Source organism: Methylomicrobium lacus (assembly GCF_041897535.1).
Taxonomy (GTDB): Bacteria; Pseudomonadota; Gammaproteobacteria; order Methylococcales; family Methylomonadaceae; genus Methylomicrobium; species Methylomicrobium lacus_A.
Genome location: NZ_CP169217.1, coordinates 3701584 through 3717413 on the forward strand (window position 1 = coordinate 3701584; position 15830 = coordinate 3717413).

A 15830-nucleotide genomic window follows, 5' to 3' on the forward strand; every position below is an offset into this window, starting at 1 on the left:
GGATGCGGTTTTCGCAAGGGATGACGTTGGGCATGATCGTGTTGTGGGCGGCTATGCAGGCCGCCTCGGCCGAGGCTGGCGGCGAGGGATTGTCTTCGCGCATAGGCAGCGGCAATCCGGCTGCCGGCAAGGACAAGTCGGATGCCGGCCGCTGCCAGGAATGCCACGGTGTCGACGGCAACAGCGGCGATCCGAGGATTCCGAACCATGCCGGTCAACATGCCGGCTATCTGGCCAAGCAGCTTTTCGATTTTCAGACCGGCACGCGGCAACATGAGGTGATGTCGGTGATGGCCGAGGATCTCGATGCGGCCGACATCGCCGATATTGCGGCCTATTTCGCCGCGCAAAAACCGATGCGGGGCCGCGACGGCAGCGGCAAGGCGGCGGCGCGCCCGCTGTTCGAGCACGGCGATGCCTCCCGAAAGATTCCGGCTTGCGCCGAATGCCACGGCAGTAACGGCGAGGGCAGGGCGGATCACAACGGCTCGGTTGTTCCTGTGCTCGGCGGCCAACGCAAGGTGTATTTGCGCGCCCAGTTGGTCAGCTGGAAGCTCGGTGAACGCAATAACAGCCCCGACGGGGTGATGAACGAAGTCGCCAAGCGTCTGAGCGACGACGAAATCGACGCCTTGGCCGATTATCTGTCTGGCCTCCAGCCGCCGTAGTTTTCACCATACCAACGTTTAGGATCACAATCATGAAGCTTTTGAACTGGCTGCTCTATGAAGTTCATCGCTGGCTAGGCATTCTGCTGGCCTTGTTCATGTTAGCGTGGTTTTCGACAGGCATCGCGATCATGTATTCGACGCCGACCACGCAGAGCCGTACCCAGCAACTGGCCCATGCCGAAACCCTGGCGCCGGAGGCCGGCTGGCTGAGTCTCGGCGAAGTCTGGGAGCGCAGCGTCGAGCAAAGGAAAGCGGCGGCGGCCGAGCGCCGGGTCAAAGCCGCCGGCAACGCCGAGGCGCCGGGCAAGCAAGCCCCCATCCCGCTGGCGATCGCCGAGGCCCGTCTGCTCAGGATAGCCGGCGAGCCGGTGTGGCTGGTCGAGGATACGCACGGCATGCGTTTTGCCTTGTCCGCCTTAGACGGAGCGCTGCGCGAAACCTCGGCCGAGCAGGCATTGATAATCGCCAAGAACTGGTTCGAGGCCGAAGGCAGTGAAGCCGTTGCTCCGAACTATTTGGAGGCGGTCGAAAAAGCGATCATCCTGCGCAATCAGGACACCCTGCGTCCGTTCCACCATATCGGGACAGAGGACGGCAGGGAACTGCTGATCTCCGCGCGCACCGGCGAGGTATTGCATGCCTCGACCCGCCTGGACCGGGCGCTTTATTGGGGCGGCAACTGGCTGCATCTCTTAAAGCCGCTGGAGGCGATAGGCCTCGGCGAATACCGGCATAACATCCAGCTGGGCCTGGGCTTGTTCGCGACGATCGCGTCGCTGACCGGCCTGATCATCGGCTGGCTGCGCTGGCGGCCGGGCTTCGGCGGCAAGCCGACTTATTCGCAGGGCCGCACCCAGCCTTACCGCGAATTCTGGGCCAAATGGCATTTCTGGAGCGGCCTGCTCGGCGGCAGCGTCGCGCTGTGCTGGGCCCTCAGCGGTTTTCTCGATACCAATCCGGGGAAATTATTTACCGAGGAAAATTACAGCCAGGCAGACTTGAGCCGTTTCCTGGGCGGCGAGGTGCCGGCCGCGATGCGCGACTGGCGGCCGGCGCCGCTGGCCGATGCGGAAGGCGTCGTCGAGTTGAGTTGGCGGCGACTGGGCGAGGAAGCGTTATTGCTCGCCAATACCCGAGGCGGCGAGCGTCTGCCGCAAACAGTGAACGGCGCGAGCCCGCGCTTCGGCGAGGCGGCGATCAGGGCGGCCGTGCAGCGGCTGGCGGGCGAGACCCCGATAGCCGGCTTGGAGGAATTGAACGATTACGACAGCTACTATTACCCGCGGCACCATCAAGGCTTGGCCGAAAAACCGCTGCCGGTGATTCTCGCGAAACTTGGCGACGATAGCGGCACTTTGGTCTACCTCGATCCGCAAGACGGCCGCCTGATCGGCAAAGTCGACCGCAGCCGCCGCGTCTTCCGTTGGCTGTATTCGGCCTTGCACCATTGGGATTTCGGCTGGCTGTACTACCGGCCGATCTGGGATGTCTGGATGCTGGTCTGGATTTCGTTCGGCCTGGTGCTCGGCGCGAGTTCGGTGGTGATCGGCTGGCGGCGGCTGAAAAAGTCGCTGGCGCCGAAAAAACAGGCGGTGCCGAGGGCCGTAGCGGCCGGCGGCAAGCTGCGGACCGAAAACGCGGCCTGACCGATTTTCCGAAAATTTGCCAGGTTTTTCATCGTTCCATGCTCTGCGTGGGAACCATCAAATCAACATTTTAAATTTGGAGTAAAAAACATGGGCTTGAGTATTCCCCATCTGTTAATGGTATTGGCTATCATCATTTTGGTATTCGGTACCCGGCGTCTGAAAACGGTCGGTTCCGATCTGGGCGAGGCGATCAAGGGCTTTCGCAACGCGGTCAAAGACGGCGAGGAGAACCCCTCCCTCGTCCGCCGCGACGGCGAAGCGCTGGAAGACGGCATCGTCGTGCCGCAAAAATCCAAGGTCTGAGACGGCTCTATGTTCGAGGTCGGCTTATCCGAATTGCTGGTGGTCGCTCTGGTGGCGCTGGTCGTGATCGGCCCGGAAAAGCTGCCTGCGGTCGCGCGTCTTGCCGGTTTTTGGCTGGGCAAGTCGCGCCGAACGGTCGCGGCGGTCAAGGCGGAAATGCAGCTTGAGTTGCAGGGCGAAGAACTCCGGCAACGCTTTATCGCCGACGAATTACAAAGAACGTTAGCTGACGGCGAGGCCGCGATCATCGACATCAACGAGGCGATGGAGGCTTTGGCGGCCCCGGCAGCCCGCGGCGATACCGGTAAGCCGGTCGCATGACGGCGGCTGCCGCGGCGTGCCTTGTCGGACATTTGCCCCGCTGAGGCTTTCTTGCAAGACCCAGCCGCAGCGCGGTGTGGCGATCCTTATATATGCCATAATTGCATATGCAATTCTAATAATATCGTTTTTAAGCAGAGGATAAAGCCCCTATCATACAGGTCAGGGCGGATTTGCCCGCTGGAGAGATTGGCTTATTAAAAGACTATTTTTTTCGGTGGCAACGTCGCCGATTCTAATAAAGGGGGACACTGATGACATTACTGGCTTTTGACGAGCTGCAGTCGCGCTCGCTTTCGCTGTCGTTGCGGGCAACCGCGATGGTTTTCGAGGATCCGGTTTCGCGCCGTCTGCTGGAACAGATCGAGCGCATCGCGCCCAGTGATGCCACCGTATTGATCATCGGCGAAACCGGAACCGGCAAGGAACTGGTCGCGCGTCACATTCACGCGCTGAGCAAGCGTAACCGGAATACTTTCGGCGCATTGAACTGTGCGGCGCTGAGCGAAAACCTGATCGAAAGCGAATTGTTCGGTCACGAAAAAGGCGCCTTTACCGGGGCGCTGGCCGGCAAGGATGGCTGGTTCAAGGTCGCCGACAAAGGCACCCTGTTTCTCGATGAGGTGGGCGATTTGCCGTTGGGTTTGCAGGCCAAGCTGCTTAGGGTATTGCAGGAGCGCGAGGTGGTCAGGGTCGGCTCCCGGCAGCCGGTGCCGGTGGACGTCAGGATCGTCGCCGCCACCAACGTCAACCTTGAAGAAGCGGTGGCGGCCTCGCATTTTCGCGCCGATCTGTATTACCGTTTCAACGTCGCGACCATTCATCTGTCGCCGCTGCGCGATCGTCCCGGCGACATTTTGCCGCTGGCCCGGCATTTTCTTAAAATCTATGCCGACCGCCTGGGCTATGGCGAGATCAATCTGCTGCCCGCCGCCGAACAGTTGCTGTTGAATTACGACTGGCCCGGCAATATCCGCGAACTCGAAAACGCCATTCACCGCTCGCTCCTGGTCTGCCCGGGAAACCGCCTCCGGCCCGAGGATTTCAAATTGTCAGGCGTCAGAGCGGTCGAGACCGCGCCGTCAATATCGACCACGTCGCTGGAAAATGCGTTATTGCGCTTGTGCGAACAGGCGCCGCCGCAGTTGTACGATTTGATCGAGGAGACGGTCATCCGCACCGCTTTCGAGTTTTGCGAGGAAAACCAGGTGCAGACCGCAAAGCTGTTGAATATCAGCCGCAACGTCTTGCGGCATAAACTCGGTATGTACGGCATGCTGCCGAGCGGACAGAGAAGAACCGCCGACGATACGATAGCGGTGGTGGCGTAGGCATCCCGCGCTGCGCAATGCAGCCTTCGACTTTTGCTTCAAGAGAGCCAAGCTGACGGCACTCTAAGCTGTCGATAAGCCGCCGAGTCCGCAGGACCGGCGGCTTTTTCATGCCTGCCAATTTATTCCCGAAATTCCGCCTCTCCGTTCCAATGCGGCACGTCGGGCTCTGCCAAGCTTGAATTTTCACCGCCGATCGGGTTAAGTTTGCAAACTCTTTTCTTTCTCGGGATGTGCAATGAAAATCGACAGCCCTCGGGCCGCAGCCGTCGACCTGTGGTTAGAGCCGCTCGACGCCGTCAACGCTAATGATGTCCGCGATTATGAGGCGCTGCTGGATAGCGGCGAACAGGCCAAGGCGAAGCGTTTCCGGCGCGAGCTGGACCGCAGGCGTTATGTGGTCAGCCACGGCAAGCTCAGGCTGATTTTGGCGACCTATCTGCCACGGCCGCCGGCAGCGATCGATTTGGCCGCGCAGACGCACGGCAAGCCCTATATCGTTGACGATGAAACGCACGGCATTAAATTCAATCTGGCGCATTCCGGCGACCAGTTATTGGTGGGTGTCAGCCAGGTTCAGGATGTCGGTGTCGATATCGAGGTTTGGAACGATGCGGTCGATTACGAAGCGGTGCTCTCGCTGTGCTTCGCCGATGCCGAGCGTTGCTTTTGGCGGGCTTTGCCCGCGGCAGAAAAACGGGAATTTTTTTTCCGCTCGTGGGCTCGGAAGGAAAGCTTTATTAAAGCGGTCGGTTTAGGGCTTGGGCTGGATGTCGCCCAAGTGGTGACCGCAACCAGCGGGCCGAGCCGGTTTTTGTCATTGCCGGCCGGCTATGGCGGGCCGGAAGGTTGGAGCCTGCTGGATCTGGAATTGGCGAGCGGCCTGAGCGGGGCTTTGACTGTGCCGGGGCGGTTCCAGCCAACGCTTACGTACAAGCGGCTGTGATGATGCCTTTTCCCTGCAAATAATCCAGTACGCGCTGGGCGCATTCGTCGATGCTCGATCGATCGGTATCGATGATTAACTCGGGGTTTTCGGGGGCTTCGTAAGGGGAGGAGATGCCGGTAAAATTCGGGATTTGTCCGAGCCTGGCTTTTTGATAGAGGCCTTTGACGTCGCGCTGCTCGCAGACGGTCAAGGCGCATTTGCAGTAAATTTCGATAAAATCCCCTTCGGCGACGATTTGCCGAGCCATATTCCGCTCCAGTCTGAAAGGCGAAATGAAGGCGGTCAGGGTAATGTGGCCGGCTTCGAGCATCAGTTTCGCCACTTGGGCGATTCGCCGAATGTTTTCCTTTCTGTCGGCCTCATCAAAGCCGAGATCGCTGGAAAGCCCATGCCTGACATTGTCGCCATCCAGCACGAAGGTGTGACATTTTCGTTCGTACAGCCGCTTTTCGACCGCATGCGCAAGGGTGGATTTGCCGGCGCCGGATAAGCCCGTGAACCATAAGATCACCGATTTATGGCCGTTCAGCGCCTCCCGACAGGCGCGGGTGACTTGCGATTGATGCCAGACGACATTGTTGTTTTCGTTGCGCATAAGCCTGCTTAGCTGATCGATAGTTTTTGGGACTGGATAGGGCGTTGAGTCGGGCAAGCCAGTCGTAAATCGCGGGCTATTAAGACTTTCATAGGACTTGCATCAAGGCAAATTGTTCAGCCCCGGTCACACAACAAAAATCTGCTTCGGGCAGGTCAATAGCGTTAAATCGGGCAATTGTAAAACGGGTTCGTTCGCTGGGGTAGGGCAACATGAGTTAAATTTATTAAATTGGAGGTGCGGTTTTGGGGCGGCTTGTTCGTCTATAGGACGAGCGTCGTTAAAAATTTTGGGAGCCGTTATGAAATTCCGCCCATTCTGGGTGATCGTTCACCGCTACACCGGTTTGGCGATGGCCGTGTTTTTGATCGTCGTCGGCTTGACCGGCAGTTTGCTGGCTTTTTACACCGAACTGGAACGGGCCGTCAATCCTCAATTATATGTCGAGGCGAATCACCGTAAAGCGCTCGATCCGATAGCGCTGATTGAGAGTGCCGAACGCCTTGCGCCACAGGCTCGGGTCGAGGCGTTGTGGATCAATCCCGATGCCGCGCAAGTTTCGGTCGCGCCGCGCCAAAATGTGCAAACCGGGCAGCCTTATGCCTTGGATTACGATCAATTGCTGATCGATCCCTACACCGGCGAAGAATTGGGGCGCCGCCTTTGGGGGGCCATCTCGCAAGGCATGATCAACCTGATGCCTTTCATCTACAAGCTGCATTTCAATCTGGCCCTGGATGAGGTCGGCATGTGGGCTTTGGGCATTACCGCGCTGGTTTGGACGCTCGATTGTTTCGTCGGGTTCTATTTGACCTTGCCGGCTAAGCTATGGGCGCCGCAACAAGACGCCTCGGCGGCCTTGGCGTTCTGGCGGCGGTGGCGCCGGGCCTGGGGAGTCAAATGGGGTGCTTCGGCCGTGCGGGTCAATTTTGACCTGCACCGCGCCGGGGGCCTCTGGGTGTGGGGCGTGCTGCTGGTTTTCGCCTGGTCCAGCGTATATATGAATCTCGGCGACAGCGTGTACAACAAAGTGATGCAGTCCATCAGCGAGTATCATCAGCCCTGGACCGAGTTTGCCGATCTCCCGCAGCCGCTGGAAAATCCCGCGATCGATCTGAAGGCGGCTTGCCGCCTGGGCGATCAGGCGATGGCCCGAGCCGCGGCGGCGCAAGGTTTCAGCATCGAGGCGCCGGTGGGGATATGGCTGAACCGTGCCAAAGGCTTCTATGTCTACACCGTGCGCAGCAGTGCCGATGTTCAGGATCATGCCGGCCAGACCCGGGTCGTGCTCGATGCCAATAGCGGAGAACAAAAACTGCTGCTGTTGCCCAGCGGTCAGTTTAACGGCAACACCGCGACGTCCTGGCTGATGGCTCTGCACATGGCCAATGTCTTCGGCATGCCTTATCGCGTCTTTGTGTGCCTGCTGGGCTTGATCATCGTGATGTTGTCGGTGACCGGGGTCGTGATCTGGTCGAAAAAACGGCGGCAGGTTTAGCGCAGAACAATGCCGGCCAATTGGCATCACCGTATCACTTTTTTCGTCACAAGGCGCGCCGTTTGAATTACCGACAACCCTTCTTCAAAATCCTGCTGCCGGTCCTGGTCGTACTGACTTCGATCGGTGCCGCCTGGGCGCTGATCGAGCAGCGCCCGCACGTGATGCCGCAGGCGGAAGCTCCGGCGGCGCCGAAGGTCGAGATCCTGTTGGCCGAACCGCAAACGCTGCGGCTGAACGTGATGTCGCAAGGCGTAGTGGCGCCGCGCGAGGAAATCGACCTGATCGCGGAAGTCGGCGGCAAAGTCGTCCAAATGCATCCGGCGCTGGTTTCCGGCGGGGCTTTCGACGCCAACGAATTACTGCTGACGATCGATCCGCGCGATTACGACTATGCGGTCGTCGCCGCGCAGGCGAAAGTGGCCGAAGCGAAACGGGCATTGATCAGCGAAGAGGCTCAGGCCGAGCAGGCCCGGAGCGAATGGCAGGCGCTGGGCGAAGGCGAGGCCAGCGATCTGGCCCTGCGCAAGCCGCAATTGGCCGAGGCGGAGGCCAAATTGAAAGCCGCCGAAGCCGAGCTGGCCAAGGCCAGGTTGGACCGCAGCCGCTGCGAACTGCGAGCCCCGTTCGCAGGGCGCGTGTTGAGGAGGCAGGCCGGCCGCGGCCAATACCTGCAAGCCGGCAGCGTGGCGGCGAGGATTTTCGCCAGCGACATCGCCGAAATCCGGCTGCCGATCGGCCTCGATCAACTGGCTTTCCTGGATTTGCCGCTAGGCCGTGGGGCGCAGGCGGAGGGGCATTGGCCGGCGGTGACCTTGCGCGCCGAAGTCGGCGGCAAAAGTCAGCACTGGCAAGGCCGCATCGTCCGCAGCGAATCCGTATTGGACAGCGCCAGCGGCCAGCTCTACCTGGTTGCGCAAGTCGAACATCCCGATCAGGCGACGCCACCGCGCCCGCCCCTCTTGAGCGGCCTGTTCGTGCAGGCCGAAATCGAAGGCGTGCGGCGCGACGGCTTGTTTGCGTTGCCGCGCAGCGCATTGAACAGCCTGCAGCAAGCGAAATTGGTCGATCAGGACCTGCGCCTCGAAATTCGCCCGTTGGAGGTGCTGCGCACCGAAGCGGACCGGGTCATCGTCTCATCCGGCCTGAAAGCAGGCGACAGGGTGGTGATTTCGGAGATGCCGGTGCCGGTCGCAGGCATGCGGGTCAGCCTCTCCGGATCCGAACCGTCGACTGCCCGATGAATAAAATGATCGCTCAGCTGCAAAAGCATCCGAAGAACGCCGGCCTTCTGGCCTGGTTTGCCGCGAATCCGGTGGCGGCCAATCTGTTGATGCTGTTGATATTGGCCGGCGGCGTGCTCGGGGTCATCGGCGTGGATAAGGAGGTGTTTCCCCGTTTCAGTCCGCATCAGATCGAGGTCTCCGCGGTTTTTCCCGGCGCGGGGACTTCGGAAGTCGAGGAATCGGTCTGCATTCCGCTTGAAGAAGCGATCCACGACCTGCCGGGGATCAAGCACCTGCATGGCGAAATATGGGGCGACACCTGCAAGATCGGCGTCGAAATCCTGCCGGACCGCGACCGCGAACAAGTGATGGCGCTGGTGCGCGGCCGGGTGCAGTCGGTCCAGCGCCTGCCGAAGCAACTGGAAAAAATCGACGTGCTGCCGGCCGACCGCAAGGACGACGACGGCGTGATCTGGGTGGCGCTGCACGGCGCGACGGACGCCTTCACCTTGCAGCGTTACGGCGACCAAATCCAGGACCAACTGGCGGGGATTCCGGGCGTCAGCCGGGTCCGCAACTACGGCGAGATCGCTTACGAAATCGGCATCGAAGTCGCGCCCGAGCAATTGCGCCAATACCAGATGACCCTGGACGAGGTCACGCAGGCGATCCGCAAGGCTTCGGTCGAATTGCCGGGCGGCCTGATCAAGAATACCGACGGCGAATTGCTGCTGCGCGTGAACGGCCGCGCCAAGGATGCCGATGCGGTCGGCGCGTTGGTGATCAAGACGCTGCCGGACGGCAGCCGGGTGCGGCTGGATCAAATCGCGACGATCAAGGACGGCCTGGAAGAGCGCTTATCCACCTGGCGCCACAACGGCCAGACCGCACAGGGCTGGGAGGTCCATACCGAACAAGACAGCGTGGCGGTCGCGCGCCAGGTCAAGGCCTCTGTGGAAGCGATGCGCGCCAGGCTGCCGGAAGGCTTGCGCCTGATTACCTGGTGGGACGACTCGCAGGCCTATGACGAACGCATCGGCACCCTGCTGGAAGACGGCTTGAGCGGTTTCGTGCTGGTGTGCCTGGTGTTGACCCTGTTTTTGCGATTGCGTGTCGCCCTGTGGGCGGGCGTCGGCATTTTTACCTCGGTGCTGGGGGCGTTCTGTCTGATGCCGGCGCTGGATATTTCGCTGAACATGCTGTCGCTGTTCGGCTTTTTATTGGCGATGGGCATCCTGGTCGATGACGCGATCATCATCGGCGAGAGCGTGCACAGCCGGCAGATCGAGGGCGGCGAGACGCCGCTGGAGGCCGCGATCCACGGCGTCGAAGCGATCGCGTTGCCGGTCGCGTTGTCGGTGTTGATCGTGCTGGTGGCGTTTCTGCCCGGCCTGTTCCTGCCCGGCTGGGCCGGCCAGATGATGCGGCCGATCTGCCTGATCATGATCCTGACCCTGGTGTTTTCGCTGGTCGAGGCGCTGCTGATCCTGCCTTCGCATTTGGTCGCCGAAGTCGAGAGCCGATCGCGTCCTACCCGTCTGCAACGCTTGCGCGGCCGTCTGAATCGGGGACTGGACCGGTTCGTCGAGCGGGTTTACCGGCCGTTCCTGCACATGGCTTTGAGCTGGCGCTATTTGACGGTGGCCCTGTTCGCGGCCTTGCTGATACTGTGCGCCGCGCTGGTCTGGAGCGACCGGGTCAGGCGGTCGATCAACCCGGACGTGACCAAGGACAGCTTCTGGGTGTCGATGCAGCTGCCGCAAAGCGCGCCTTACAGCGAGGCCGAGGCCTTGGCGACCCGGGTCGAAAATGCCTTGTTTTCGTTGCGCGACGAACTGGACGGCGTCGCCGGTAAAGGCCAGCCCGCTGCCGACAGTGTCGAAGCGGCGCACGCGAAGGATCGCAGCGTGATCGTCGGCGTCGAAACGATGGTTTGGGATCATGGCGCCGGCATCTGGCTGGAATTGTCCGCCGAAGGTCGGCAGCGGATCAAGGTCGAGGAGTTCATCCGCGACTGGCGGCAAAGGATCGGCGACATCGGCCGCGGCAAGGTCGATTTCATCTTCAAGGAAGGCGACGAGCCCTACGACATCGAACTGCTGCTCGGGGCTGCCGATCCCGAGGTGTTGGCGCCGGCCGTCGCGGCGCTCAAGCAACGGATCCAGGCTTTCCCCGGCGTCTACGATGTGATCGATTCCTCCGAGCCCGGCAAACCGGAAATCCGCTTGAGCCTGAGACCGGAGGCGGAGCGCCTCGGTCTGCGCCTGGAACACTTGGCCGACCAGGTGCGCCACGGTTATTACGGCGAGGAAGTGCACCGTTTCCTGCGCGGCCGCCGGGAGGTCAAGGTGATGGTGCGCTATCCGCTGGACGAACGCCGCTCGCTGGATCAATTGAAAGCCCAGCCGATCCGTTTGCCGAACGGCGCCAGCGCGGCTTTGGCTGATCTGGCCGAGGTCAAGCTGATACAGGGCTATTCCCGCATCAACCGGGAAGATCGGCAGCGCGTGTTGAAGGTAGAGGCCCGCGTCGATCCGACCCTGGCCGACGCGAACGGCATCTATGCGTCTTTGGAGAAAGAGGCGTTTCCGGCCTTGCAGAGGGCGTTTCCGGGCGTGACGATCACGATCGGCCAGCAGCGCCAGGAGCAGGAAGCGATGCTGCTCGCGTTCGGGAAGAACACGATGATCGCCTTGCTGGTCATCTATGCGCTGATCGCGGTGCCGTTCCGCTCCTACACGAAGCCACTGATCTTTCTGCTGGCGGCGCCGGTGGCCTGGTGCGGGGCGGTGCTCGCGCACTGGGCCGCCGGTCTGCCGTTGTCGATGGAGTCGCTGGTCGGCATGATCGCGGCCAGCGGGGTCGTGGTCAACGACAGCCTGGTGTTGCTCGATTACATCCGCCAGCACGGCGATGAGGAGCAACCGGTCGAAACCCTGATCGTCGCGGCCTGCACCTCGCGCTTCCGGCCGATCCTGCTCGCCTTTCTGACCAACTTCGCCGGCTTTTTGCCGACACTGCTCGAAACCAGCCCGCAAGCGCAGTTTTTGATTCCGATGACTTTGTCGCTGTCGGCCGGTCTGCTGATCGGCATGGCCGCCAGTCTGATTTTGACGCCGGTGGGTTATGCGATTCTGGGCGGGCGGGAAAAACATCCCGTCGAGGCTCTAAAGACGAAAGAACCAAGCCGGGTCTAGCTGGAATTGCCCGGCCGTTAATTCTGCTCCCCGCGCGCCGCGTGGGAATCCTGGACGGGCGCGCCGGCGCGTCGTGACTGCATTCCAACGCGGCGTGTTGGAACGAGAAAAAACACAGGCGCCGATAGCTCTATCGATGTAGTGTGCCTGTCTCTCCTTCGTCTAAAGCCTTCCATGGCGTGACTTCGATCTCCCGTCTGTTGGCTGCTTATATGTCAACACATCATCAGCACATGCTGCTGGAAAATCAGCAACTTTGGCAGGCGTGGTGCTGCTAGCGCCTGTGGCCATCAGCATTTAATAGGTATTTTTAATGAATATAATCAGTTGATTATATTTATTTGTCGGAAGATTTGGGTAATAGGTACAGTATCTGCTAATAAACTAAACTGCGGGGCGATTTATAAGACAGGCGGCGAGGCCGAGAGGGCTCACGCTCCTGGAATACACGGGTTCCCCCGGCGATTTATTCACTTTTTAATCACGACGAAGAGCATTTATGAACAGACCTAAGATCCTGGCCGCAGCGATTGCGGCCTCATTAACCGTATCCATCTCCAACGTATCGGCGCAAGGCCTTTTCGGTCTTCCCCTGACAGGCAGCGGGCTGTTGGGAGGCAGCAGTGCTACCGCGTCAACCTCTGCCTTAATTTCATCCGGCCAGTCCGATCAACAGCGGCTTGTAGCAGATCTGCAGGCCGCAGCCTCGCTGCTGCCGAATTTGTCCGCTCAGGCGCAGGCGAATGCACAGGCCATCTTGAACCTTTATCAGTTCAGTGTGCTGAGCCCGCTCGATCTGCTGGCGGGCCATCCCGTGCCGATTGGCAGCGCGGCCGATCGGCTCAGCCAGTTTTTCCCCACCGGGAAGGACTTTGCCGAGTGGTTGGCGCTGCTGGATGAGTCGCCTACCGACGCGCTGGCGGAACTGCAAAACCTGAACCCGGCTGAATCGGCAGCCGTGTTAGCCGACTTGCTGACGGTCACCCGTATGTTGTCGGAACGTGTTCCCCAGGACCAAGCCGAAGACTTGCCGCTGGTCGCCGAACATCTGGGCGGGCTGCTTGGCGGAGGACTGGACGGTTTGGGCCCGGTAAGCACCTTGCCGGCTGACTTGCCTGCCGGAGGCGGTCAGCTCGGAGCGATTTTGGCGGGGCTGTTCGGCCAAGGCCAGCCTGCACAGCCTTCGCCGGGTGGCGCGGGTTATGGTCCCAGCCTTTTACCGGTGTTGTCCGTGGGGAGTTCGCCGACGGGTACGGGCCATGCTTTCGCGATCGATTATATCCCGCCGGTGAATTTAAATGCCATTACTTCAGGTATCCGCGAGGTGGTGACCCGCAAGTTGCCGGTACTGCCGACCTTATTGCCCAATTCGGTGCTCGGTCTGATCACGTTTCGTACTTTTCATACCACTGACCGCACCGGTTCGGGAAGCGATCAGTACGACGTGCCGGCCAATCATCCCGCATGGACAGGGGCCGCTATCGATATTGGCGTACCCGGCATAGGGCGCTTGTGGACGGTCGAAATGACTTGCCCTGGCCTGAATCGCCATAGCGTTGCCCCGGTATCGCCGTATGCCGTCAATCCGAACTACGATCCGCAGGCCGCGGCCAATTATACCGGTTGGTATAACACCGATCTGACCCACCGGAAAACCACTTTGTCCTGGGGTTTCGGCGATGGCTTAATTGATGACGTCTGGATCTACGGCCACTACGCCGCGTTTACCGCATTCGGTAACGGCGATACCGGACCGGGGGTGACTTATCCCTAGGCGTCCAACCGATGTCACTCCGATTCTAGCAGCGGTTCCTTGGAGCCGGCACCGGAAAATCGGACAACCTCTTCAATAAATGCTGGATCGGGTTTTCAAAGTAATGGCTACATTGGCCTGTTTGAGAGAACGCCGCCTCATCCCTGAGGCGGCTGCCGGCTTTAGCAAGGGCCAGGCGGTAAACCAGCTTTTAAATGCGTTTTGACCTTCATGTTATTCACCTCCTAATAAGGCTTGTCAGATCGAAGAACAAAGACCGCCTCTACGACAATAGCAGGATTTTTTCCGTTAGCACGTAAGGCGCGGCTTTTGAAGCAGGAACTGGAAATCTCTCGTCACGCGGCCCGGGAAAGGACTAGCTTTCAGAGTTATCTGCAAGTTCCGGCTGGAAACATCATATACCTGGACAGTCATCAAGTCGACAAGTAAATGATCTTCGGTAATGTCCCGCGTATGAGGGAAAGTACTGGACGGATCAAACATGTTTCAGTAGCCAGGCGAGTACGTCCTCTATGTTCTTATCAGGCGGAAATATGGGATAAAAGCATTTCCGGATTTTCCCTTCTTTGGCGATCAGCGTCACGCGCTTGGTCAGACGCATGCCGTCTATTTCAAACATCGGCAAGCGCAGTCCTTGGGCAAACTGAAAAGAGGCATCGCTCAATAGACCGAATGGAAGATGCAGGCGGTTCGCGGCTTCAAGCTGATCTTCCGGGGATTGAGTACTGATCCCGAATACAGTCGCATTCAAAGCCAACAACTCGCGATAATAGTCACGGAAGGAGCAAGCTTGGGGAGTACAGCCTGCGGCTCCCGGTATCTGAACCCAGCCGTCAGGAATCGCACGCCCCGGCCGCCCGGTCATCGGATAACAGTAAATCACGATCCAACCGCTAAGCAGGGAAGGGTTGACGGTGCCGCCAGTCGTTACAGGCAGGTTGACCGAGGGAAGCATCAGCCCTTCCAGATGGTCGCAGGCGCCATCATCAAGCGGAACGGGGAGGTCATTCGGGATGCTGCGAAGAAAATCTTTGGGCAGTTCATTATGATTTGGCATTTTCACTCTCTTTAGGATTTTGGTAGCCAGGATATTTCCGTCGCCCCATGTCAAAACCCATTCACAGCCCTACAGCCTTCAAAAAAGCGCTAACCAGAGGATGCGGCCTTTCAGGCGTAGAGCGCATTTGGGGCACGAACAGCGTGCCGATGAAAAATGGATGCTCGGGATGCTCAATCACACGGATTTCACCCTCGGCATCGGAGCCGGAAACCTGCAAGGGTCCTTGCTGCAATGCATCCACGTAATCCGGATTGACTCCGAAGTTGCAGTAGTAGTGTTCTTGCGCCGAGCTCACGCCGTAGATTGCCGCTATCCGCGAACCCGGCGCAAGACTCAGCCGCATTTCGCGTCCGGCCAGCGAACAAGCAAGCTCAGAAATGAAAAGGTTTGAAGCGTAGGGATCGTATTCGGCATGCTGCGCGTCCTTGAAACCGAGGACATTCCGGGCATACTCGATCACCATATGCTGAAACCCGCCGCAGGTGCCGAAGCAGGGAATGTTGTTTTCCCTGGCGTAACGAATAGCCCATAGCGTTTTCTCCATGTTTTTATAGGGGCTTCCAGGCGCAATCCAGATGCCCGCATAATGTTCGAACAGCTTGAGCCCTATGTCTTCGGTTGAAACCCAGTTCGCTGTTATTTCCAGTTCCAACAGGTCTTGGGCATGCTGGATAGCCGCATTCGTGTAAGCGTGGGGCGGAAATGTCGATGTGTATTCACCGAGCAAGGCAATTGATTTAACCGTGCAATTCATTTTCCTGGGTGTCCTAAGGGAACGGAAGGGCAACGTGGTAGACCAGGAACTGCTCGTCACGCTTCCAGCCGGCGGATTGATAAAGGCTTTGGGCCGCTTCATTGTGGGTTGCCGTTGACAGCGAAACGCGAACCGAGCCCAATGCTCTCGCGTAGTCAATGGCGGCGGCCAGCAGTTTTGACGCCCCCCCTTTCTGCGGGCGCTCTCACAAACGAAAAGATCGTTCAGTACAAATGTCCGCGCCAGCGCTACCGATGAAAAGCTCGGATAGAGCTGGGCAAAACCGATAGGGTGAATGCCTTCATGCGCAATGAACAAGACCGACTCGCCATGATTGAAGCGCGCCGACAAAAACGCTGTTGCCGCCTGCAAATCGCTTGGGCGGCCGTAAAACTGGCGATAGTCATCAAAAAGAGGCGCGAGTGCTTCAAGGTCGGATAGAACGGCTTGACGAACGGTGAGGGTGCTCATAGTGCTACATGAAAATGATGATGCTTACTCA

The 15830-nt window shown here is 59.4% G+C and carries 14 protein-coding genes; 10 read left to right on the forward strand and 4 right to left on the reverse strand.

What is annotated here, in order from left to right:
* Positions 1 to 2: 2 nt before the first annotated feature.
* The 6 genes from ACEPPP_RS16565 to ACEPPP_RS16590 all read left to right on the forward strand — a co-directional run bounded on the left by ACEPPP_RS16565 (position 3) and on the right by ACEPPP_RS16590 (position 5221).
* A complete protein-coding gene (locus tag ACEPPP_RS16565; RefSeq protein ID WP_374088468.1) occupies positions 3 to 668 on the forward strand; it encodes a cytochrome c in 666 nt (221 codons plus the stop codon).
* A 32-nt stretch (positions 669 to 700) separates the two neighbouring features.
* Positions 701 to 2317 carry a PepSY domain-containing protein gene (locus ACEPPP_RS16570; protein ID WP_374088469.1) on the forward strand — a complete coding sequence of 539 codons (1617 nt, stop codon included), beginning with the start codon at positions 701 to 703 and terminating at the stop codon, positions 2315 to 2317.
* Positions 2318 to 2407: 90 nt separating this feature from the next.
* Positions 2408 to 2623, forward strand: a complete 216-nt coding sequence (locus ACEPPP_RS16575) for a Sec-independent protein translocase subunit TatA (RefSeq protein ID WP_374088470.1) — start codon at positions 2408 to 2410, stop codon at positions 2621 to 2623.
* A gap of 9 nt (positions 2624 to 2632) precedes the next feature.
* Positions 2633 to 2944, forward strand: a complete 312-nt coding sequence (tatB, locus tag ACEPPP_RS16580) for a Sec-independent protein translocase protein TatB (RefSeq protein WP_374088471.1) — start codon at positions 2633 to 2635, stop codon at positions 2942 to 2944.
* Positions 2945 to 3198: 254 nt separating this feature from the next.
* Positions 3199 to 4275 (forward strand): sigma-54 interaction domain-containing protein, encoded by a 1077-nt coding sequence (locus tag ACEPPP_RS16585; protein WP_374088472.1) that lies wholly within the window; start codon positions 3199 to 3201, stop codon positions 4273 to 4275.
* A 238-nt stretch (positions 4276 to 4513) separates the two neighbouring features.
* A complete protein-coding gene (locus tag ACEPPP_RS16590) occupies positions 4514 to 5221 on the forward strand; it encodes a 4'-phosphopantetheinyl transferase superfamily protein (RefSeq protein WP_374088473.1) in 708 nt (235 codons plus the stop codon).
* Here the strand turns inward: ACEPPP_RS16590 and cysC are convergent.
* Complete coding sequence (gene cysC / locus ACEPPP_RS16595; protein ID WP_374088474.1) at positions 5202 to 5819, reverse strand: adenylyl-sulfate kinase; 618 nt, start codon at positions 5817 to 5819, stop codon at positions 5202 to 5204. The genes ACEPPP_RS16590 and cysC overlap by 20 nt on opposite strands.
* A gap of 301 nt (positions 5820 to 6120) precedes the next feature.
* Between cysC and ACEPPP_RS16600 the strand changes: the two genes are divergently transcribed.
* The 4 genes from ACEPPP_RS16600 to ACEPPP_RS16615 all read left to right on the forward strand — a co-directional run bounded on the left by ACEPPP_RS16600 (position 6121) and on the right by ACEPPP_RS16615 (position 13514).
* Positions 6121 to 7317, forward strand: coding sequence for a PepSY-associated TM helix domain-containing protein (locus tag ACEPPP_RS16600; protein ID WP_374088475.1), 1197 nt, complete (start codon positions 6121 to 6123; stop codon positions 7315 to 7317).
* A gap of 62 nt (positions 7318 to 7379) precedes the next feature.
* Positions 7380 to 8561: an efflux RND transporter periplasmic adaptor subunit gene (locus ACEPPP_RS16605; protein WP_374088476.1), complete on the forward strand. Its 1182-nt coding sequence runs from the start codon at positions 7380 to 7382 to the stop codon at positions 8559 to 8561.
* Positions 8558 to 11740, forward strand: a complete 3183-nt coding sequence (locus ACEPPP_RS16610; RefSeq protein ID WP_374088477.1) for an efflux RND transporter permease subunit — start codon at positions 8558 to 8560, stop codon at positions 11738 to 11740. Before ACEPPP_RS16605 ends, ACEPPP_RS16610 begins: the two co-directional genes overlap by 4 nt.
* 499 nt (positions 11741 to 12239) lie before the next feature.
* The gene (locus ACEPPP_RS16615; RefSeq protein WP_374088478.1) at positions 12240 to 13514 is read left to right on the forward strand and encodes a hypothetical protein; all 1275 of its coding nucleotides are present in this window, start codon (positions 12240 to 12242) and stop codon (positions 13512 to 13514) included.
* 475 nt (positions 13515 to 13989) lie between these two features.
* On the opposite strand, the gene ACEPPP_RS16620 is transcribed toward ACEPPP_RS16615, so the two are convergent.
* The 3 genes from ACEPPP_RS16620 to ACEPPP_RS16630 form a co-directional block, all read right to left on the reverse strand.
* Positions 13990 to 14571 carry a peroxiredoxin gene (locus ACEPPP_RS16620; RefSeq protein ID WP_374088479.1) on the reverse strand — a complete coding sequence of 194 codons (582 nt, stop codon included), beginning with the start codon at positions 14569 to 14571 and terminating at the stop codon, positions 13990 to 13992.
* 61 nt (positions 14572 to 14632) lie between these two features.
* Positions 14633 to 15328 (reverse strand): CTP synthase, encoded by a 696-nt coding sequence (locus ACEPPP_RS16625; protein WP_374088480.1) that lies wholly within the window; start codon positions 15326 to 15328, stop codon positions 14633 to 14635.
* A 13-nt stretch (positions 15329 to 15341) separates the two neighbouring features.
* Positions 15342 to 15470: a hypothetical protein gene (locus ACEPPP_RS16630; RefSeq protein WP_374088481.1), complete on the reverse strand. Its 129-nt coding sequence runs from the start codon at positions 15468 to 15470 to the stop codon at positions 15342 to 15344.
* Positions 15471 to 15830 lie beyond the last annotated feature (360 nt).

What these genes read in the sequence shown, in the direction of transcription:
- ACEPPP_RS16620 (WP_374088479.1), bottom strand. Translation starts at nt 14,571, where the DNA reads ATGCCAAATCATAATGAACTGCCCAAAGATTTTCTTCGCAGCATCCCG.
- ACEPPP_RS16585 (WP_374088472.1), top strand. Translation starts at nt 3,199, where the DNA reads ATGACATTACTGGCTTTTGACGAGCTGCAGTCGCGCTCGCTTTCGCTG.
- ACEPPP_RS16625 (WP_374088480.1), bottom strand. Translation starts at nt 15,328, where the DNA reads ATGAATTGCACGGTTAAATCAATTGCCTTGCTCGGTGAATACACATCG.
- ACEPPP_RS16565 (WP_374088468.1), top strand. Translation starts at nt 3, where the DNA reads ATGCGGTTTTCGCAAGGGATGACGTTGGGCATGATCGTGTTGTGGGCG.
- ACEPPP_RS16570 (WP_374088469.1), top strand. Translation starts at nt 701, where the DNA reads ATGAAGCTTTTGAACTGGCTGCTCTATGAAGTTCATCGCTGGCTAGGC.
- ACEPPP_RS16610 (WP_374088477.1), top strand. Translation starts at nt 8,558, where the DNA reads ATGAATAAAATGATCGCTCAGCTGCAAAAGCATCCGAAGAACGCCGGC.
- ACEPPP_RS16600 (WP_374088475.1), top strand. Translation starts at nt 6,121, where the DNA reads ATGAAATTCCGCCCATTCTGGGTGATCGTTCACCGCTACACCGGTTTG.
- ACEPPP_RS16615 (WP_374088478.1), top strand. Translation starts at nt 12,240, where the DNA reads ATGAACAGACCTAAGATCCTGGCCGCAGCGATTGCGGCCTCATTAACC.
- ACEPPP_RS16575 (WP_374088470.1), top strand. Translation starts at nt 2,408, where the DNA reads ATGGGCTTGAGTATTCCCCATCTGTTAATGGTATTGGCTATCATCATT.
- tatB (WP_374088471.1), top strand. Translation starts at nt 2,633, where the DNA reads ATGTTCGAGGTCGGCTTATCCGAATTGCTGGTGGTCGCTCTGGTGGCG.
- cysC (WP_374088474.1), bottom strand. Translation starts at nt 5,819, where the DNA reads ATGCGCAACGAAAACAACAATGTCGTCTGGCATCAATCGCAAGTCACC.
- ACEPPP_RS16590 (WP_374088473.1), top strand. Translation starts at nt 4,514, where the DNA reads ATGAAAATCGACAGCCCTCGGGCCGCAGCCGTCGACCTGTGGTTAGAG.